Annotated in this window: 17 protein-coding genes; 6 read left to right on the top strand and 11 right to left on the bottom strand. The window is 52.0% G+C overall.

The features are described from left to right. Nucleotides 1-184 precede the first annotated feature (184 nt). Nucleotides 185-1,762 (top strand): hypothetical protein, encoded by a 1,578-nt coding sequence (locus tag B7994_RS13265; protein ID WP_088638940.1) that lies wholly within the window; start codon nt 185-187, stop codon nt 1,760-1,762. A 989-nt stretch (nt 1,763-2,751) separates the two neighbouring features. Here B7994_RS13265 and B7994_RS14305 read toward each other — a convergent pair. The 3 genes from B7994_RS14305 to B7994_RS13245 all read right to left on the bottom strand — a co-directional run bounded on the left by B7994_RS14305 (nt 2,752) and on the right by B7994_RS13245 (nt 4,868). After that, nucleotides 2,752-2,898: a hypothetical protein gene (locus B7994_RS14305; RefSeq protein WP_233143224.1), complete on the bottom strand. Its 147-nt coding sequence runs from the start codon at nt 2,896-2,898 to the stop codon at nt 2,752-2,754. 154 nt (nt 2,899-3,052) lie between these two features. Next, nucleotides 3,053-3,679 carry a hypothetical protein gene (locus B7994_RS13250; RefSeq protein ID WP_088638938.1) on the bottom strand — a complete coding sequence of 209 codons (627 nt, stop codon included), beginning with the start codon at nt 3,677-3,679 and terminating at the stop codon, nt 3,053-3,055. A gap of 235 nt (nt 3,680-3,914) precedes the next feature. After that, nucleotides 3,915-4,868, bottom strand: coding sequence for a site-specific DNA-methyltransferase (locus B7994_RS13245; RefSeq protein WP_088638937.1), 954 nt, complete (start codon nt 4,866-4,868; stop codon nt 3,915-3,917). 150 nt (nt 4,869-5,018) lie between these two features. On the opposite strand from B7994_RS13245, the gene B7994_RS13240 reads away from it, so the two are divergent. After that, nucleotides 5,019-5,984, top strand: a complete 966-nt coding sequence (locus tag B7994_RS13240; protein ID WP_088638963.1) for a virulence RhuM family protein — start codon at nt 5,019-5,021, stop codon at nt 5,982-5,984. 246 nt (nt 5,985-6,230) lie between these two features. Next, entirely contained in the window at nt 6,231-7,577 is a 1,347-nt protein-coding gene (locus tag B7994_RS13235) for an ATP-binding protein (protein WP_088638936.1), read from the top strand. Between the two features lie 6 nt (nt 7,578-7,583). Here the strand turns inward: B7994_RS13235 and B7994_RS13230 are convergent, their stop codons facing one another. Next, nucleotides 7,584-8,015, bottom strand: a complete 432-nt coding sequence (locus tag B7994_RS13230) for a MarR family winged helix-turn-helix transcriptional regulator (protein WP_088638935.1) — start codon at nt 8,013-8,015, stop codon at nt 7,584-7,586. Nucleotides 8,016-8,023: 8 nt separating this feature from the next. Next, entirely contained in the window at nt 8,024-8,569 is a 546-nt protein-coding gene (locus B7994_RS13225; RefSeq protein WP_088638934.1) for a glutathione peroxidase, read from the bottom strand. A gap of 214 nt (nt 8,570-8,783) precedes the next feature. Here B7994_RS13225 and B7994_RS13220 point away from each other — a divergent pair, with 214 nt between their 5' ends. Both B7994_RS13220 and B7994_RS13215 read left to right on the top strand, forming a co-directional pair. After that, nucleotides 8,784-9,215, top strand: a complete 432-nt coding sequence (locus tag B7994_RS13220; protein ID WP_088638962.1) for a (deoxy)nucleoside triphosphate pyrophosphohydrolase — start codon at nt 8,784-8,786, stop codon at nt 9,213-9,215. Between the two features lie 137 nt (nt 9,216-9,352). Next, nucleotides 9,353-10,870 (top strand): carboxypeptidase regulatory-like domain-containing protein, encoded by a 1,518-nt coding sequence (locus B7994_RS13215; RefSeq protein WP_088638933.1) that lies wholly within the window; start codon nt 9,353-9,355, stop codon nt 10,868-10,870. Between the two features lie 78 nt (nt 10,871-10,948). Here the strand turns inward: B7994_RS13215 and B7994_RS13210 are convergent, their stop codons facing one another. The 5 genes from B7994_RS13210 to B7994_RS13190 all read right to left on the bottom strand — a co-directional run bounded on the left by B7994_RS13210 (nt 10,949) and on the right by B7994_RS13190 (nt 17,043). Beyond that, nucleotides 10,949-12,358: a glycosyl hydrolase family 5 gene (locus tag B7994_RS13210; protein ID WP_088638932.1), complete on the bottom strand. Its 1,410-nt coding sequence runs from the start codon at nt 12,356-12,358 to the stop codon at nt 10,949-10,951. Nucleotides 12,359-12,367: 9 nt separating this feature from the next. Continuing rightward, the gene (locus B7994_RS13205) at nt 12,368-13,714 is read right to left on the bottom strand and encodes a glycosyl hydrolase family 5 (protein WP_088638931.1); all 1,347 of its coding nucleotides are present in this window, start codon (nt 13,712-13,714) and stop codon (nt 12,368-12,370) included. 252 nt (nt 13,715-13,966) lie between these two features. Beyond that, nucleotides 13,967-14,992, bottom strand: coding sequence for a phosphoribosylformylglycinamidine cyclo-ligase (gene purM / locus B7994_RS13200; protein ID WP_088638930.1), 1,026 nt, complete (start codon nt 14,990-14,992; stop codon nt 13,967-13,969). Between the two features lie 39 nt (nt 14,993-15,031). Continuing rightward, a complete protein-coding gene (locus tag B7994_RS13195; RefSeq protein ID WP_233143223.1) occupies nt 15,032-15,835 on the bottom strand; it encodes a cyclic nucleotide-binding domain-containing protein in 804 nt (267 codons plus the stop codon). Then, entirely contained in the window at nt 15,832-17,043 is a 1,212-nt protein-coding gene (locus B7994_RS13190) for an ABC transporter substrate-binding protein (protein ID WP_158213152.1), read from the bottom strand. The genes B7994_RS13195 and B7994_RS13190 overlap by 4 nt, the downstream gene beginning before the upstream one ends. 161 nt (nt 17,044-17,204) lie before the next feature. Between B7994_RS13190 and B7994_RS13185 the strand changes: the two genes are divergently transcribed. Next, nucleotides 17,205-18,059, top strand: a complete 855-nt coding sequence (locus B7994_RS13185; RefSeq protein WP_088638928.1) for a hypothetical protein — start codon at nt 17,205-17,207, stop codon at nt 18,057-18,059. Between the two features lie 144 nt (nt 18,060-18,203). Here the strand turns inward: B7994_RS13185 and B7994_RS13180 are convergent, their stop codons facing one another. Beyond that, nucleotides 18,204-18,815 (bottom strand): hypothetical protein, encoded by a 612-nt coding sequence (locus tag B7994_RS13180; RefSeq protein ID WP_088638927.1) that lies wholly within the window; start codon nt 18,813-18,815, stop codon nt 18,204-18,206. Nucleotides 18,816-18,922: the final 107 nt, after the last annotated feature.

Below are 18,922 nucleotides of genomic sequence, written 5' to 3'. Positions count from 1 at the left end.
ATTTTTGTTTGCAAAGTAAAATCTATAATTTTATGGTGTCATATAATGACATTTTAGGATTTTTTTGAAAAAACAAAGACCTAAATATCAAATTAAACGAAATAAAGGCTTACAGTAGTGAAATTACAACCAATTTATATTCCTGCTACTTTTACAGGCGAGATAATAAGATATATTTATCCCTATGGGACGAAGAAAAAAGGCTGAAACATACGAACCTCACGACTTGCTAGATGAGGATTGTCGGCATTATATCGAATCGGCAATTACAAATTATCATAATATTTGCAAAAATTTTTTTGACCACATTGAATTTTTAAATTTTTGGTTTAATCATATTGAAAAAGCGCCTACACCGCAAAATACCGCTTTATGCGCATTTGGCTTTTTTAAACAGGATTCGTTGGCTGAAAATTATTTAAAAAAAATACGCAAACACTACAATCATCTGTGTGATCCAACTAGGCCTGAAGGTGTTTCTCAGGCAGAATGGGAAGAAAGCGATACAATAAAAAAATACAAAAGAGGCCAGGGCATTGCTCAATGGATAAAATCATATCAATCAAGAGAACCATATGGCTATATTGCGATTGATGATATAGATTGGAGCCCTATAGCAGAGTTGACACAAAGAGAAAAAAATATTGCCTTGGAATTATCTTTTGGATGGAGCGTTGCTCGACTTTGGCAACTCTTAAAAAGAAGGAATAAGGAATATTTTGTAGAAAGATTTCTGGGAATCACAGTCAAAAAAAATGGTGAGTACAGCTCAATCGAAAATAAAACACTCGGAATTGTCCCTAACGATTTAGTTATTTCTCTCGCAAACATCAATCCCGAGGAAGAACCTTTTTTTGAACGTTATCTCCACTTTTTTTCGCCAGAATATCTTAATAACGAACAATTGTGCAATTTTTGGAAAAAAGCCTGTATAAGCAGTATAGATGGGCTTTCAAAAGAATGCGCCCATCGACAGCCGTTAGATAAGATATGGCTTCTTGCGCGCTTTTTTAATGTGCATTTTTACAGTCTTGACTTTATTGAAGCTAATAGGGGTATTCCTGCAAGAGCGGTGAAACAATTTGAAACCCTAGCCAATCCAAGTTTATTAAATAAAATAACTAAAGAAAAAATTTCCACTCTTTCTAAAAAAGATTATCGCAAATGGGGACGAAAGGGGCTGCCTCCAGAAGAAATCTTTTCAACACTTGCCAATAATCAAGATTTATCCATTTTAAAGGATATGGCAGATGGAATTCTTCCCGAATTTCAAAACGATAATTTGGCAACTTTATACAAAAACAGTGTTTCCATTACAACTGAAAGTACCATTCTAAATAACATTAGTTTCTTTATAAGGAAGAAGGATTCAGAAAAAAAGAAGAGAGCTGTAGAAAAATTTTGGGTAATGGTTCAAAATAATCAATCGTCTTTCATTTCCGCATATATGATTATTTCGTTGTTTGATTATTTATGGACAAATCTTGATTCTGCCGTTAAAGATGAAAATTCTGACGAAATTTTAGAAGAAAAGTCTAAAGAAACTAATAATAAATCCCATGATATAGACAGCACTGGTTTTTGCCTATTTTTCTTTGCATCGGCATTCTCGTGGTCTCTTGAACACGAAAAAAACTTTTTTCTTGTATCTAATAACGACTTTGAAAAATCCTTTTGGGAAAAACTTCCTGCATTCACCAATATAATGCTACTGCTGATATGCATTTATAAACTGAATAAGAGTAATTCAAAAACTCCCTAGAACAGGAAAAGCGTCAAACCTTGTAATTTTTCTGCGTACTTCTAAAACCTTGAAAAAATATCCTTCGGCTATTTTGCCGTTAATCTACAAATCTTTGCAAGAATAGCTTAGATTTCTTTTTCGCAATCAATCTTCGCAAAAGATTGTTGCACGAAAGCAAAGCCGCTTTCGTTTTATCAAAGAGGTAAAAATGAAGCCCATTGATAATCATGCTAATCAGTGCAACGCAAATAAGGGTACTTCTGGCCACAACGCCCAGTACCAAGCCATGTTGGACAACCGTTCCCGTCAACTGAATCCTATGGATTCCAAGTATCAAGGGGGAAAGAAATAACATGTGCTCTTGTACTGGCCGCAATGGTCAAAAGAAAAATCTCTATTATTCTGAAGCTGCAGCTCGTGACGTAGCAGGCGAGCGAACGCGAGCGACAGGAATTAGGATGTATACTTACAAATGCCCTTCCGGAGAGGGATGGCACATTTCAGGACTTTATTAAAAGGAGGCCCATCATGGCACAACCACAAAATGACCCGAATAATGCAGGATGGCCTCGTGGCCACGGCGGAGGTACAGGCCCTTCTGGCAGTGGACGCGGGAATAACAATCCTCGTAAGTAAAAAAGTCCGCCTAACAGATTGGAATCGGCGAAAATTTCACATCTGACTAAACGGACTATAAAAAGATACAAAACGGGCGTCGCATTTGCGGCGCCTGTTCTGCTTCCGATATTAAAGTCGGGGCGTTGCAGGGTTTTAGGGGCGGAGTTCCTAGAAGAGGGGGTGTCCGGAAGACCCGGGGAGTGTGGCCATGGACCCTATCGGTTGCGCTTCGCGCTCCCTCCAGGATGACATTAGGGCCACCGAGCCGGGGCTGCAGGCAGGGGACAACTGTGCAAGGCGAGTGTCGCGACAGACCGCTTGCGGGCTGGCATGATCGAGCCGAACAGTTGGGACTTTAGTCCCACCTTCCCCCACTGGATCCTTCGACTTCAGCGCTTCGCGCTTTCGCTCAGGATGACGATGCAATCGTCCTTGTCGAAGTCCTTGCCGAAGGCTTGCCGGTAACTCGATTCCAGCGCCTCTCCGGGGGTGCAGTTTTCCCTGAACAGGACCATGCCGCTGTCCAGGCATTCCATGTCCAGCTCGCCGTCGGTGTCGATGCTTTCCGGCCGGAACGTGGACCATAGGCAATAGTTGGTGAACCCTTCCCGAATGTCTTCTTCGAGCAGGTTGTCGCCCGTGCCCGACTGGACCTTCAGGAAGGCGTTTTCGCTTTTGACAAGTGTTCTGTCAAACGATTATTTCCTCAAAATCTTTTAAATACGTTTGAACATCGTTTGCTTCAACATTACTCAATAGCCATTCTTTTACCTTTAGCTTATACTCATTCATCAATACATTATATTCATCTATCATCTCTTTAAATATTGAATAAATATGATGCTGAAATTTTCTTTTGAATTCATTAACATACAGCCCCATAGCTTCGTGGCCCGTAAACGGATCAATAATTTTCGGAATAAACACAATGTTCCATGGAGCCGTAAAGCAATACACATTTTTCGTCTGACCAAAAACATGAGAGACTTGATAATTGAATATAGTCCTATTCTTTTTATGAGATGTACAGTCTTCTATTAGTTTGGTTGGTTTTGCATTATTAGTAGGATCAAACTTGATATCAACATCAAATACGTCTTTATACATTTTTTTTAAAACAATATTCCCTGAAGCATTTCGCCCAGAACTTCTAACAAACAGTTGTTGGGATTTGCCAGCAACATCGTGTTTTAGTTTATCCCATACATCTCTAGATTTTTCAGGATCAATAGAGATTATATTCTCTAGGCCAAACTGAAAAAAACGATCTTTAGGAATCAGTTGAAAAAATTGTTCATAAGAATCAATTATCGGCATTGCCACTCCTTGAAAAAACTAATTCTCTTCCCTCTAAAAATACCCTTTTTTTGTCAGCGTAAACATTTTTTTAGAATTAGTTGTCTTTTCGGGGTTTTAGGGGCGGAGCCCTTAGGGGAGGGGGTGTCCGGAAGACTTGCCCTGGACCCTATCGCTGCTGTCATTCTGGAGCGTAGCGATAGAATCCAGGGTGACAGAAGGGCAAGGCTGCAGGCAGGGGGAAGCTTCCCCCTCCTTATCCGTTCAGGTTGGCGGGGGCCGGGGTTGCTTTCCAGAACACTTCCCGGAAGAAGGGGTTGCCCGCGAGCCTGTCCCTGATTTTGAGGATGTTCCTGTGGGCGAGTTCTATGAGGATGCAGTTGCGTTTCAGGTTCAGCGCGGCTTCCCCCACGACGCCGCTGCCGGCGAAGGTGTCGAGCACGGTTTCGCCCTGCTTGGTCACGAACTGGAGGTTTTTTTCGCACAGGGTCAGCGGGAGTTCGCTCTGGTGTATCTTGTTCTTCCTTGCGACGGGCGGGATGTCGAACATTGCAGGGAGCATCTGCGTGGTGCCGCTCATGTACTGGGGCGTCCCGGTGTCTTTTGTTTTCTTGGCGTCGATGCGCAGGCTGCGCGCCTTGCCTTTCGAGAATATCATCACGTCCTGCGTGTTCTTGGACTTGCGCCCGGTATTGCTGACAAAGTTCCCTTTTTTCCAGGTGACTTTCGAGTAGTAGAGCAGCCCGCACTGTTCGGCGTATTTCTTTATCTGGTAGAGGTAATCGTAGTTGTTCTCGTTTTCGGCGGGGAGGATTTCGACGAGGAAGCTGCCGTCCTTGAGCACGCGGGCTTTTTCTTTGAAGTCGTCGAGGGTGTACCTGAAGCAGTCGTAAGTGGCGAAGTTGCGGTCGCCGCCCTTGTTCGACTTCTTGTCTAGCCACGGGTGGTCGGTCAGGATGCAGTCGATGGAGGCGTCCCCGAGCATGGAGAGGTCGCGGCCGTCGCCTTCTATCACGACGCAGCTTTCGTCGCCCTCGATTGTCTTGTACAGGCCCTTGGCGACGCGCTCGAATTTTACGCCGAGGTTGTCGTAGATGCGCGCGCGGACGGTTTCCTTCGGCTTGTCGGAGTTTTCGGAATAGGCGTCCTTGAGCGAGAATTCGCCCTTGTCCTTGAAACAGGAGTAAATAATATTTGCGAGTGATTTCATGCGTAGAAATATAGATTCTACGGAGTGACAATTTGTGACATTTTAATGTTCGAAAAATTTTGTATATTGTCTTAAACACCAGAAAGGGTGGTATTACGGATCATTCCCGCGCAGGCGGGATGGTCCGTTTTTGTTTATAACGAGGTGAAAATGGCGAAAAACGAAGAAAAAGGCGAAATTGTGCTCTACCAGCCGGAGGGAGAGGTGCGGCTGGAGGTACGCGTGGAGAACGAGACGGTGTGGCTTACGCAGGCGCAAATGGCGGAATTGTTTGATACGGATAGAACTTCCATTACCAAACACATTCGCAATATCTACCAGATCGGGGAATTAGATGAAATTTCAACTTGTGCAAAAATTGCACAGGTTCGAATAGAGGGTGGAAGGGAAATCGCTCGCAAAATGCCATTTTACAACCTAGACATGATAATCTCAGTTGGATACAGGGTGAATTCAATATCCGGCGTAAAATTCCGTCGTTGGGCAAACCAGGTCTTGAAAGACTACATGCTCAAGGGCTATGCCGTGAACCAGCGGAAGATCGCGACGGATTTGCAGATTGTGGACCGTCTGCATGAGCAGCGGCAGCTCATTGAGAACCAAGGTGCAGAAATCGCTGACGTACGAAAGTCTGTCACCGAACAAGATTCCCGCCTTTCTGCGGTCGAGCAGCGAATAGATTTCTTCGTGAACGCGGCGCAGGCGCCAACCGGCGGCATTCTCGCAACAGGAACTCGTTTCGACGGGTTTGTGCTGATTGCGGATCTCGTGAAGTCAGCCAAGCGTTCCGTGGTGTTCATCGACCCATTCGCCACCATCGAGGTGCTGAAATTCGCAGCGATGCGCGCGAAGGGCGTGCAGGCGATTGTTTATTCCGCGCGTATCACTCCGGAGTTTAGGGCAGCTGCAGATTTACACAAAAAGCAGTATCCTGGCCTGGATTTAAAGACAATGCGCACGATTCACGACCGCTTTTTGCTCGTCGACGACAAGGTGTATCACTTCGGGGCCTCGTTCAAGGATATGGGTAACGAAATGACAGCATTCAGCGTCTTGGACTTTGTGACCCCCGTAGAAGTCATCGAGAAAATCCAGGAGAGCATGAAAGGGCGGTGAATTTAAACCCCTCGAATTCAGGGGGACAGTTGTCGCAAATTTTGCGACAACTCCTCGAAATTTTAGAGGACTTGTCAAGGATTACTTGACAACTCAAGGCAACTGTTCACAAATTGTGACCGGTTCAAAACGAACTTATTTTTGACAAAATCTGTTAAAAAACACTTGTATTTTTGACAAAAAGTTATATATTTTTATTGTATTTTTGACAGAATGGTAAAAAACAGGCCAAAAACGAGGTTTTTGATGGACTTGAAGCGCAAGAGCGAAAAACTCATTCGGGAATGGCTCAAAAACAGCCCAAAAAAGGCCTTGCTCGTAAAAGGTGCCCGCCAGGTGGGGAAAACCCACGCCATCAGGCGCGTACTGACAGCAGAACATGCGGATTTCTTTGAGATAAACCTCATCGAAACCCCTGCCGCGGTAGATGTTCTTGCCGCAGCGCAAACTGTCGACGATCTTGTTCTGGGTTTTTCGGCCCTGAGCACGCAGAAACTGGAAAAAGGCAAGACAATCATTTTCATTGACGAAGTCCAGAAATACAAGGAGATGATTACCAAAATCAAGTTCCTTGTGGAAGAAGGGAGTTTCCGGTATGTCTTGAGCGGGTCGCTCCTTGGAGTGGAGCTGACAAATCTCGATTCTGCGCCTGTGGGCTACATGACTACAGTGGAAATGTTCCCGCTGGATTTCGAAGAATTCCTGCAAATCACGAACATCGATGACAACATCATTTCTAGTTTGCGCTCGTCCTTCGAAAACCGGACGCCTGTCATGGACGCGGTAAACCAGAAAATGCTGGACCTGTTCACGCGCTACCTTATCGTGGGCGGCATGCCGGAGGCCGTGAGCAACTTTGCGGACAACAGCAACCTGAACGATGTCATGCGGATCCATCGCGACATCCTGAGTCAGTACAAGCTCGACTTTACCCAATACGAAACAGAAGACAAGCGCCTGTTATTGACAAACGCTTACGAACTGATTCCTGCGGAACTTCTGAAACAGAACCGCCGGTACATTGTGACGGACCTGAAAAAAGGGCTCCATTTTGAACGTGTACAAAGCACGTTTCTCTGGTTAAAAAACGCTGGCGTCGCACTTTCTGTTTTCAACAGCACCGAGCCAAGGATTCCGCTCAAGTTGAACGAAAAAAGCAGTTTGTTTAAGCTTTATTTTGCGGATGTCGGCATGCTCACTTCGGAATACGGAATGAATACGAAGTCCATGTTGCTGACAAAAAATCAGAACCTGAATGCGGGCGGAATCTACGAGAACGCCATTGCGCAGGAACTCTATTCAAAAGGATTCCTGCTTTACTACTACAATTCAAACCGCCTGGGCGAGCTTGATTTTGTAATCGAATACAACAACCGCGCATCGCCTATCGAAGTGAAGAGCGGCAAGGATTACACAATTCATTCCGCCATGAACAACTGTCTTGCGAATTCCGAATACCAAATGCAGGAAGGCTTCGTCTTTGCAAACTGCAACGTCTCCCAAAAAGGGAAGGTGACATATCTGCCCACCTACATGGTCATGTTCTTGCAGAAAGATTCAGAACAGATTGTTCTAGATAAGATTGAATTTTGATTATGTTTACCCCCCAAACCCTTCCAAAACCTTGTACAGCAGGGTGTAAAGCGTCTTGGCTTCGGCATCGGAGAGGTTCACGCAGCTGGCCATGGACTTGGGGACGCTTGCGGCCTTGCGCTTGAGCGATTCGCCTTCGGCGGTGAGGCTTACGGAAAGGCAGCGCTCGTCGCTTTGTTCACGGGTGCGCTGGATGTAGCCCTTGGCTTCGAGCTTTTTCAAAAGCGGGGTGAGCGTCCCAGAATCGAGAAACAGCTTTTTGCCGAGTTCCGAGACGTTGCACTTTTTTTCTTCCCAGAGCACGAGCATCACTATGTACTGCGTGTACGTGAGGTCGAGCGGTTCCAGGTACGGGACGTAGCGGCGCGTGATTTCCTTGGACGCGGCATACAGCGGAAAGCACAGCTGGTTTTCGAGTTTTAGCTGGGGGCAGTTCATGGCAGCTCCTAGAGCAACTTTTCTACACAGGCGCGCACGTCGCCCATGTCGGCGGTGGGTTCGAAACGCGCGACAACGTTGCCTTCGCGGTCCACGACGAACTTGGTGAAGTTCCACTTGATGTCGGGATTATTCTTGTAGTCCTTGTCGATGCTCTTGAGCAAAAGCGCCATGGCGGCGGCCTTCACGCCAAAACCGAAGCCTTCGAAACCTTTCTGGGATTTCAGGTAGGTGTAGAGCGGGAGAGCGTCGGGGCCGTTCACGTCGGACTTTTTCATCTGCGGGAATTCGGTGCCGTAGTTGAGCGTGCAGAATTCGTGGATTTCATCGTCGGTGCCGGGGGTCTGGCCCTTGAACTGGTTGCAGGGAATGTCGATGACCTCGAAACCCTTGTCGTGGAAGTCGGAGTACATCTGCTCGATAGGCTTGTAGTGCGGGGTAAATCCGCAGCCGGTCGCGGTGTTCACGATGAGCATCACCTTGCCCTTGAAATTTGCGAGCGGGACCGGGTTGCCCTTGCCGTCGGTGAGCGTGAAATCGTAGATGTTTGCCATGATGAGCCTCCGTTTTTGGGGGTGTCGGCGGTTTATTGGTTTATTGGTTTTCGCCGTGTTTTATCGCGTTTGATTGTATACAATTCAATTTTATAAAATTTATTGCCGAAAGTCAATAGGGGGACGCAAAAAAAATGATTTTTCTTGCGATTTGCCGCCTGTTTCCGCTGGTTTCTTCACTTCGTCCAAAATGGCGTTTTTTATTTTTGCACGCATGAAACGTATCGAGGTCGTAGCAGGCATCATTTGCGCGGATCCTTTCGGGAATCCGGCTGTGCCTCGCACGCCAGGTGTTCGGTATTACGCCACACAGCGGGGCTACGGCGACTACAAAGACGGCTGGGAATTCCCGGGCGGCAAAATGGAGCCCGGCGAAACGCCGCAGCAGGCGCTGGCCCGCGAACTCAGGGAAGAACTCGCCATCGACGTAAACGTGGGCGAATTTATATGCACCGTGGAGCACGACTACCCGGCTTTCCACCTGACCATGCATTGCTTTTACTGCGCCATCGCGGGCGGGAAAACGCCGGAACTCCTGGAACACGAGGCGGCCCGCTGGCTCACCCGCGCGGAACTGCACAGCGTAAACTGGCTCCCCGCCGACGTGAAGGTCGTCGAAGCATTAAAAATGGCCAAATTTGGCTAAAATAGCCTATTCTTTCCGTAAACTTCTTTTTATTGACAACTCATCCATAGGCATGCATGCGCAGCCTATGTTTTTGCCCCCACGGCATATTAGATTAATAAATGGTCAGATATGTCTTTGGGAAAAAAGGAGTTCAGATGAGTATCAATGCCACCCATTTTACAGCAGCTGCATGCCTTCTGGCTCTCAGCGGGCTGGCTTCCGCCTACACCATCACGGGCAGCGTATCCGATAGCGACGGCAAGGCACTCGAAGGGGCCTCGGTAAGCCTCCTCAAAGAGGGCAAGTCCACCACTACCGACAACCAGGGTAAATTCACCATCCACGAAGACGAAGCCATCGGTATTCACGCCACAAGGAACACCGTGGGCTACCTGAGCGTGGACAACGGCGTGCTCACCTACTCGCAGAGTTCCTCCTCGCCGGTACACGTGACGATTTTCAACGCGCTCGGCAACCGGGTATTCAGCAAGACCCTGCAGGGCTCCGGCATGTTCGACCTGAACCGTGCCATCAAGGCCCGCGGCACCTATTTTGCGCAGGTGCGCGTAGGCAGCGCAATGCAGAACTTCAAGTTCGCCACCGAGGGCAACTACACCAGCAGTTTCAGCACGCAGGGCGCTCTCCTTAAGGAAATCCAGCAGGGCGAAGCCATCCGTTTCGTGGCCGATGGCTATGACACGCTCACGGTACCGCTCGGCACGCTCGACACCACGCTCGACGTGAAGCTCGTAAAGACCGCACCCCAGTTCAAGTTCGGCTATGCAATCGGCAACGACCCGACCCCGAGTAAGGGCTGCGGCAGCAACTCCAAGTTGCAGAAGGTCAAGAGCGTCGAAAACGGCGACCAGTTCCAGATTAGGGTAGGTAGCGACACGCGCGACTACTTCATCACTTTGCCCAAGAACTACGACAACAAGAAACCGCACAAGGTATTGTTCGCCCTGCACTGCTACGGCAGCCGCGGTGAAGACTTTGTGCACCACAATCCGGACTATGACCATCCGACCCCGTACTACGGCCAGCAGGTGCTCGACAAGAACGGCGACTATATTTTTGTATCGCTCGACGCAATCGGTGGCCTTTGGACCAAGGGCCAGGGCGACCACGACTTCTTCGCCCAGACGCTTACAACCCTGAACGAGAACTACTGCATCGACACAAGCCGCGTGTTCATTACGGGTTTCAGTTTCGGCGCCATGTTCAGCTACTCGCTGATGCAAGACATGCAGAGCCGCGTGCGTGCGGCGGCGACCTACGCCGTGGCCGATTACAACATCTGGCTCCCCGAAGGCGACAACATGAAGAACCTGCCCATTGCCTGGATGAACGTGCACGGCAAGAACGACGGTCGCTGCGACTACAACCGCGCCAAGACCAGCGCCCTCCCGCGTATCCTCAAGCGTAACGGCAAGGCCGATGCGAACGGCGACTTTACCGATGCCAGCAGCGAGAAGCCCGAAGAAATCCAGGGCAACACGGGGCACGTGTGCTACGACTTCAAGAACGTTGACGAACGCTTCCCCGTCAAGTGGTGCAGCTGGCCGGGAGACCACCAGTGGACCGCACACGACACCGGCAATATGGGCGTCGGCTGGAACTGGGAAAGCACCTGGGTACCCGAAGCGGTCCACGAGTTCTTCGAGCAGTTCTAAAGAGTTCCTCCATAACCAACCCAAAGGGCCCGCCGGTAACGGCGGACCCTTTCTTTACGCATCCAGAATTTTTCAAGCTTACTCGTTCAAGCAACCGGCGCTCGGGTTCGTCCAGCCGTTTTCCGGGGGAGCTTCGCCCGCCTTCCAGCAATGGAGCGTGTCGAGCACGTCGCCTTCCTTGAACGTAGACCAGTCCGTCACCTTCTTGATGTTGGTTTCGTTTGTGGTGTTGATTCGGCTCGAGTAATGGTCAATCAGGTACTGCGGGCATTCCACTTCTTCGATGTAGTAAGTCGGATTGTCAGCAGCCATATACCAGTCGGCAAACCAGTAGCAACCGCGCAACAGGTTCGGCAGGCCACCATCAGCAAAAGCGGCATCGCACATATCCTTGACGCAAGTCTGGTAACATTCCAGGGAGCCTTCGGTACCGCAGTTCGTGTTTTTCTGGCATTCCGTAAGGAACCCGCCAAAACCAGCGCCCCAGTTAAAACCGGCGCCCTTGTTCACCTGGGTAGAGAGAGCGTCAAAGGCGCCCACGCCGCCACCCGGCACCATCAAGTCGAACTGGCCTGCAGGCAAGTTAGCGTTACCGCCAGCCACATCGTTACCGATGTTAGAGGCCATCACCACCAGGTGCTTACCCTTAAGGGCCTTATGGGTCGCCTTGGGCGGGTTCTGCTCGAACTCATCCTTGAAATGGCCATCGTACTGCAAGTGATAACACTTGCCGCACCTGCTGTCGGCGGTGCCAGCAACGTATGCGTAAGCAAGAGTGTCGTTCACGGCAATAGGAGCCATGTCGGTACAGGTGAACACGCCCTTTTCTTTTTCGTCGCCACAGGCGCTTCTGGTACCTTCGTAACCGAACCAGGACTTTGTTACGTTTCCCAAAGTAAAGGTGGGGACTTCCACATCGTGGATGTTGCAGTTACGCGCCGTGCCAAAGGTGGATTGATAAGCCTCGTTAGAAGATATGTCTGCGCGAGTCTTATCGTTATCGCTTTCCTTAAGCCAGGAGCAGTGCGGCTTGCAGGCGTCCCAGTAACGCGTATTCCAGCCACGCGGGGCCGTAGCGCTAATGTCCTTGGTGTATTCGGCCGGAGGCGGGCCGTAAGATTCAATCGTCGGGAATCCGTTATCGTCGAGCGGGACCGCGCCGGAACTGCTGACAGGGACTGTCTCGCTGGAGTTCGGGTCGATGCTGGCGCTGGAACCCGGAACAACGGAGCCGCTAGAAGTCGGTTCCACTGCCGTGCTAGATGTCGGGTCAACCGGATTCGTCGAAGAACCAGGGTTCACCGCAGCGCTCGAGCCGGGAACAACTGCACTGGAGTTCGGGTTGACTGCCGCACTGGATGTCGGGTCAATCACCGCACTCGAAAGGCCAGGCTGCTGATTATCCGGAGACGACGGATCGTCACTGCAGGCGCATATCATGGCGACCGCACCGGCCGCAACTATCGTCTTGAACAACTTACGTTTCATAAGACCTCGTTACGGAGCGCAGCCGGCGCCCCTGCCGTTCGGGTCGTTCGGGTTTTCGCCATCCTTCCAGCAATAAACTGTATCGAGCACATCACCCTTCTTGTAATCGGACCAGTCGTCCTTCCAACGCCAACGGTTTTCCAAAGTCGTATTGAAGGTCGTCGTGTAGTGGTCCACCAGGTACTGCGGGCATTCAACTTCTTCCCAGTTGTAAGTCGGGTTGTCGGCGGCCATGTACCATTCGGCATACCAGCGGCAGCCGCGCAAAAGGTTCGGCCAATCCTTGAACACCTGGTCGCACTTATCGAGCACGCACTGCTGGTAGGCTTCCACAGTGTTGTCCCAGCCGAGGCTCTGCTGGCATTCGGTGAGGAATCCGCCACCGTTTGCACCGAGACCGCTAGCAGGCACGCCAATCTGCGTAGAGAGCGCGTTGAACGCACCCACGCCACCGCCCGGCACCAGCATGTCGTACTGGCCGGCTTCCACGTCGTAACCGATGTTGGATGCCATCACGATCATGTGCTTGCCCTTGAGCGCCTTGTGTGTGGCCTTCACATCGTTCGCATGGTTGCCACCGTTAAACTGCAGGTGGAAGCACTTGCCACATCCGCCACCGAACTGTGCGCCCGGAGCAGCGACATAGCCGTAAGAAAGATTCTCGTTCACCTGGATAGGAGCCATATCGGTGCAGGTGTAGGTGCCGCCGGCATTGTTGTTGACGCAGGCGCTGTTCGTACCCTCGTAACCCATCCAGTACTGCTGTACCGCATGGCCGAGCGTAAACGCCGGGACTTCGACGTCGTGGATATTGCAGTTACGGGCAACGGTACCGCCAGCCTGGTAGGCTGCTTCGCTAGTGGTATCGACGCTGCTGAGCCAGGAACAGTGCGGCTTGCAGGCATCCCAGTAGCGGCTGCTCCAGCCGGTCTTTCCATTGCTCAGAATGTCCTTGGTGTAGGCCTCGGGAGGCGGGCCGTAAGATTCAAGAGTCGGGAAGCCGTTCTCGTCGCGGGGAACATCGCTGGAGCTGCTGACCGGAACAGTCTCGCTGGAGCCAGGAACAACGGCACTAGAACCAGGGGCTACCGCGCTGGAGCCCGGAACGACGGTACTGGAACCGGGGACGGTCTCGCTGGAGCCCGGAACGACGGCACTGGAACCAGGAACTGCCGCGCTGGAGTTCGGGTCGATGCCGGTGCTGGAACCAGGAACGACCGCACTGGAATTCGGGTCGATCACGGCGCTAGAGGCACCGGGCTGCGGGTTATTCGGAGACGACGGATCGTCGCCACAAGCGCAAATGAGCGCCATCGCGCCCGCAGCAATCATAAACTTCGTAAAACGGTTTTTCATAAAACTCCTTATTTATACGACCTTAAAAATATATTCATGGTACGGCTTACGCACAGAAAAAAGTTATTTGGAACATTATAATGTTCCCAAACTGTGCCCGAACGTGTTAGAACTCACAGATTTACGCAAAATATTGCGCGAACGACATACGAAAAGACCCTCGCCTTCGCGAGGGTGACGATATAAAATCGCGAGGGTCACGACGCAGAATTGCGAGGGCTACGATGCAGGATCGCGGCGAAGATCCGCAAACTAGTCGCGGAACTTCACCTGCTTGGTGCCGGCGACAACTTCACCAATCTGCACCCACTTTTCGCCCTTGGCTTCGAGGTGTGCCGTAACTTCGGCCTTGTCTGCCGGGTCGATGAAGATGAGCATGCCCATACCCATGTTGAAGGTGGAGTACATCTCGTCCTTCTCCACGGAGCCGGCCTGCTGGATGAGCTTGAAGATCATCGGCGGATCCCACGTGGTGCGGTCGATAATCACGTCGACGTTGTCCGGGAGGATACGCGGGATGTTGCCCTGGTAGCCCGAACCCGTGATGTGAGCGAGGCCCTGGATAATCTTCTTGTTGCAGAGGTCGATGAGACTCGGGTAGTAGCTGCGGTGCGGGGTCGCAAGCGCTTCGCCGATAGACTTGTCCATGCCGTCCACGACGGTGTCGACCTTGTAGCCAGCCACATCGAACAGCACCTTGCGGGCGAGAGAGTAGCCGTTGGTGTGGAGTCCGGTGGAGGGCAGGCCGAGGATAATGGTACCCGGCTTGATCTTCTTGCCGTCAATGATGTTCTCACGTTCCACGACGCCGACGATGGTGCCGGAAATGTCGTAGTCGCCCGGGCCGTAGAAGCCCGGCATTTCGGCAGTTTCACCGCCGATAAGCACGAGGTCGTTCTCGCGGCAGGCCTTGGCCATACCGGCAACGAGTTTGTCCATAACGCCCGGTTCCAGGCGGCCAGTAGCCACGTAGTCCAAGAAGAACAGCGGACGTGCACCCTGCACCAGAATGTCATCGCAGCAGTGGTTCACGATGTCCTGGCCCGGCAGTTCGTGCGTGCCCATTTCGATATCGACCTTGAGCTTGGTGCCCACGCCGTCGACGGAACTCACGAGGACAGGGTCCTTCATGCCGAGGTGGTTGAGCGTGAAGAGGCCGCCGAAATTGCCGACGTCGCCCAGAACGCCCTGGTTGAATGTAGTACGTACGGATTTCTTGACACCGACCATCGCTTCGTCAGCTCGGGCCAGGGAAACTCCTGCGTCTGCGTAATTCATCTTTTTTCCTTTGCCCCAAAAAGGGCACCTTGTTTTGCCCTACTTGCGGGCACCTTGTTTTTCGTCAATATTCCTGAGCGCATCCAAGATGAGGCTCGTGGTATCGGCCATCTGGTTGATGTTCACCGTACCCGGCATCAGGTGCGTGTCGAGCTTGTACATGGAGTCGTCGCCCCACGAGAGGATATCCTCGAGGGCATCCTGGCCAGCATGCTTGCCGCACTTGGCACAGCAGATGCGGCCATCCTGGAAGGCGACAAAGCCCGAACCCATCTGGGATTCGCAGATTACCGTACCGGTAATTCGGCTCTTTTCCATGGTCTGCGCAAAATCAATGAAGGGGAGCACCTTGCCCGAGGCAAGGAGCGAAAGGCGCTGGAACTCGTCGAACGCCTTGTTCTTGGCACGGAGGCTGTCGCAAACGACCTTGTACAGGAACACCATGATGTTCGGGTTCTTGTCGAGGAACTTCACGAATTCGGCCTTCGGGATATGGAGCACCGTGCAGCCGTCTTCGGCGGCGATAATCGTATTGCTCGTAGGCTCGTTACAAAGGATGGACATCTCGGCGAAGCATGCACCACTTTCGATGTAGGCAACCACAGTGTAATGCCCGTCCGGCAGAATCTGACCGCATACCTGGGCTCGACCACTCTGCATCACGCAGAAGGACTGCCCTTCCACGCCGCCCTGAATGATGATTTCACCAGCGTCATACTCGCGGATCTGGGCATTGAGCAACAAAAAGTCGGCACATTCACGCGGAACCTGCTGCAAGAAGGGAACCGAAGCCTCGTAACTTGAGGCAATCCAGCCACCGATACCACTGGGAGTCTTAATCATAATGCAAAATTATAAATATTTCTATACCATTTGTAGGGGTGGCCCTCCGAGATGTTGCCGGAATCACCCTCTTTTATGCCGAAAATGCATTCGTGCAGATTCTGGATCAGTTCCACCGGCCTCGAAACCGCGCTCTCGAAAAAGTCGTTGCCGCCACCCGCGCTCTTGCGGGCATCGTTCTGGCACACGCGCTTCGTGCGGAACGGCTTCAGGCGCGAGAGCCTGGGTTCTGCCGCAAGGATGTCTTCGGGCGTGCCGTATATGCCCGGGTTCACCCACACGTCGGCGCTGTCGGCCACCGCAAAAATCTCCTCGAGCGAGAACTTCAGTTCGCGGGTGGTATCGCTGGCCCACAGGTAGCAGCCGCCCGCCTGCCTGATGAGGCTTGCAGTGTAGCTCCTTCCACCGGGCGCATACCACACGCCGCCGTAGGCCATGCCCGCGATTACACGCGGGCCGTTTTCCCTGCAGGCGACAAGCGGGTCCGATTCCTTCTTCGCCATCTCGGGGATTACCTGCGCATACGGTTTAACGACCTGCGCCGCCTGCGGCAGCGCGCCGAAGAGTTTTGCAAACAAACTAATCCACTCGAATTTCGCGAACGGGTTGTTCTCCTGCCATTCCGACGTAAGCATGAGCGGTACCCCGAGGGTGGCAAGCCTGTCGTAGTCATCGTACGCGCCGCCTGTAGCAAACGTCATCACCAGGTCGGGCTTGAGGGAGACTACCTTCTCGAGCGATACCTGCGGCCCGTTGCCCACCTCGAGAATCTCGCCGGCAGTGACCCTTGCCGCCAGCGCGCTATCCACGATGTAGGCGCCGGCGCCAACGCCCACTATGCGGTCTTCGACCCCAAGGCGCAGCATGAACCCGAGTTGCGCCGACGAGAGCACTACCGCCCGGCGTACCGGCACCCGGATGACGGTCGCGCCCTGCCATTCCCTGCCCGCGGTAAGCCGCCTGAGCCGAGCGGTATCGGCCATGAAGGCGGAATCTGCCAGCACAAAGCGCTTCACGAGGGTATCGCGCCCCACTTCGGAGCGGATTTCGACCAGACTCTGGCCGCAAGAACTGCCCCTGCGGAACAAATTGCTGTAGAACTGCGGCGAAAACTGCACGGAATCCGAGCACATGGCCTCGCCATCTACCCTGCCCTCACGGGAATCGCCTCCGCCACAGGCACAAATCGCAAGGCAGATTGCCGCCAAAAAGGCTCCCCCGGGCACAATTTGACTCAACCGCCCCCCCTGGAACGACCTCAAAAAAGCACGTAAATCGTTGATTTTTAACACCTTATGAAAATTTTCAATGCACATTCGCAAAACATAATGTATTTTATACATCGTTAATTCCTTATACGGAGTCTTGTATGAAGACAAAAATAGTTTACCTGGTCTCGCTCCTGTGCGCACTTACATTCGCTACCAGTGCCTTCGCGGATTCTGAATCCGGATTCTACGAGAAAGACCATATCCGCGGCTTCATCTCCATCGGCGCCGACTACCGCGGCATGTTCAGCAACTTCCACGAATACGTGAACACCGTCGGCCGCTACAACGGTGGCTTTGTCCTCGACAACGAGGAAACCGGCAAAGAAGAAACCTACAGTTCCTCCATCTCGTATGCGGAATTCAATGACTGGTATATCGGGCTCCACATGAACGTCGGTGCCCAGTACAAGCAGTTCCTCACCTGGTTCAACATCAACTTCATGCCGACCCAGATCTCTGAACGCCCGTCGCAGTACCTCACCGTTACCGGCGAAGAAACCGGCGACACGCAGAAGGTACCCCTGTTCGATGTGAAATGGTTCACCTACGGCGTGGACTGGATGTTCGGCTGGAAGCTCTTCGGCGAAAACACCGTCATCAACCTGATTCCCTCCATCGGCTTCGGCTTCAACCTCATGAACATCCATCTCGCATCGCTGTATGCGTTCACCGACGACAGTGGCAAGTACACCTACTCGCGCGACCGCTACTACAGCACCATGGACGCGACGTTCACCGCCGAACTCGAACTCCGCCTGGAATTCGACCCCATCGCCATCGGTATCTACGGCGGCTACCGCCATGTGGACTACAGCGACCTCGAGATCGAAGACCATATCCTCGTGCGCACCCCGTTCGATACGGATAACGACGGCGACACCTGGTACGTGGGTCTGCGCGTCACCTGGATTTTCATGAGTGACTGGCAGCGCAAGCAAGCGGATAAGTTATAAGACCGCTCGTTCGACATTTCGGGTGAAGAACCTCCGGTTTCTCACTCGCTCTCGCAACCGCCCCTGTTTAATAACAGGGGCTTTGTTGCTCACGGACTGTCGCGACATCTCGACGAAAACTGCTCGCGCCGCGCGGGTCTGATTCTACCCGTCGCAGAACAGGCCGCCGTCGGCTGCGCAAAACCCTCTTTCGGCGACGCGGTCCATCGCTACATAGTACGTGGAGACCTCCTGCAGGTATGGGTCCGTACGCCACCGCACAAAACGGTTCTCCTTCTCGTACGTGAACTGCCAGCCCAGCAATAGCGTCGGGAGGCCCATCAGCTGTAGCCTTTCGGGCAGCGGCGCATACTGCCCCTGCGTGCTGAGGAGCACCACCGCGTCCATCTTGCGGTAGCTTGCGAACAGCAGGGCATCTTCGAGCAGGCTCATGTTCGGCCTCACGCCCTCGGGCCCCACCTGGTCGCAGTAGTGTATCTGGAAACCCGCGAACCGCAGTTCCCGCTCAAAGCACGAGAACCCCCACGTGCCGCCATACTGTTTCGGGTCCTTGTACGGATGGTAGTAATGGCAGTCCATCAGCGCATAGTTCGACCCGGGCGAGAACATGCGCACCGCCTCGTGGCGAGCCCAGTTCTTGAGCGCGCGAAAATCGATCCGCGAATGGTAGGGGTGGTGAAACCTGTAGAACTCGTTCACCTTCTTGAGCGTATAGCCGTCTACAAAGAAGAACAGCCTCAGCGGGTCCTTTTTCATGGGTCACTCCGTTTTAAAGTGTCTATACCCTTAAAACGGATTTGCACCCCGAAATGTGCCGTAAATTTTTTATTTACGTGATGTTTTTACAAAACCCGCGCAAAACC

It is taken from the genome of Fibrobacter sp. UWR2, from assembly GCF_002210285.1.
Taxonomy (GTDB): Bacteria; Fibrobacterota; Fibrobacteria; order Fibrobacterales; family Fibrobacteraceae; genus Fibrobacter.
The sequence above is the reverse complement of the archived record's forward strand: the minus strand, read 5'-3'. Positions and strand labels throughout refer to the sequence as shown.

Excerpts from the sequence above, each read along its gene's own strand:
- B7994_RS13265 (WP_088638940.1), top strand. The coding sequence starts at position 185 with ATGGGACGAAGAAAAAAGGCTGAAACATACGAACCTCACGACTTGCTA.
- B7994_RS14305 (WP_233143224.1), bottom strand. The coding sequence starts at position 2,898 with ATGGAATGCCTGGACAGCGGCATGGTCCTGTTCAGGGAAAACTGCACC.
- B7994_RS13250 (WP_088638938.1), bottom strand. The coding sequence starts at position 3,679 with ATGCCGATAATTGATTCTTATGAACAATTTTTTCAACTGATTCCTAAA.
- B7994_RS13245 (WP_088638937.1), bottom strand. The coding sequence starts at position 4,868 with ATGAAATCACTCGCAAATATTATTTACTCCTGTTTCAAGGACAAGGGC.
- B7994_RS13240 (WP_088638963.1), top strand. The coding sequence starts at position 5,019 with ATGGCGAAAAACGAAGAAAAAGGCGAAATTGTGCTCTACCAGCCGGAG.
- B7994_RS13235 (WP_088638936.1), top strand. The coding sequence starts at position 6,231 with ATGGACTTGAAGCGCAAGAGCGAAAAACTCATTCGGGAATGGCTCAAA.
- B7994_RS13230 (WP_088638935.1), bottom strand. The coding sequence starts at position 8,015 with ATGAACTGCCCCCAGCTAAAACTCGAAAACCAGCTGTGCTTTCCGCTG.
- B7994_RS13225 (WP_088638934.1), bottom strand. The coding sequence starts at position 8,569 with ATGGCAAACATCTACGATTTCACGCTCACCGACGGCAAGGGCAACCCG.
- B7994_RS13220 (WP_088638962.1), top strand. The coding sequence starts at position 8,784 with ATGAAACGTATCGAGGTCGTAGCAGGCATCATTTGCGCGGATCCTTTC.
- B7994_RS13215 (WP_088638933.1), top strand. The coding sequence starts at position 9,353 with ATGAGTATCAATGCCACCCATTTTACAGCAGCTGCATGCCTTCTGGCT.
- B7994_RS13210 (WP_088638932.1), bottom strand. The coding sequence starts at position 12,358 with ATGAAACGTAAGTTGTTCAAGACGATAGTTGCGGCCGGTGCGGTCGCC.
- B7994_RS13205 (WP_088638931.1), bottom strand. The coding sequence starts at position 13,714 with ATGAAAAACCGTTTTACGAAGTTTATGATTGCTGCGGGCGCGATGGCG.
- purM (WP_088638930.1), bottom strand. The coding sequence starts at position 14,992 with ATGAATTACGCAGACGCAGGAGTTTCCCTGGCCCGAGCTGACGAAGCG.
- B7994_RS13195 (WP_233143223.1), bottom strand. The coding sequence starts at position 15,835 with ATGATTAAGACTCCCAGTGGTATCGGTGGCTGGATTGCCTCAAGTTAC.
- B7994_RS13185 (WP_088638928.1), top strand. The coding sequence starts at position 17,205 with ATGAAGACAAAAATAGTTTACCTGGTCTCGCTCCTGTGCGCACTTACA.
- B7994_RS13180 (WP_088638927.1), bottom strand. The coding sequence starts at position 18,815 with ATGAAAAAGGACCCGCTGAGGCTGTTCTTCTTTGTAGACGGCTATACG.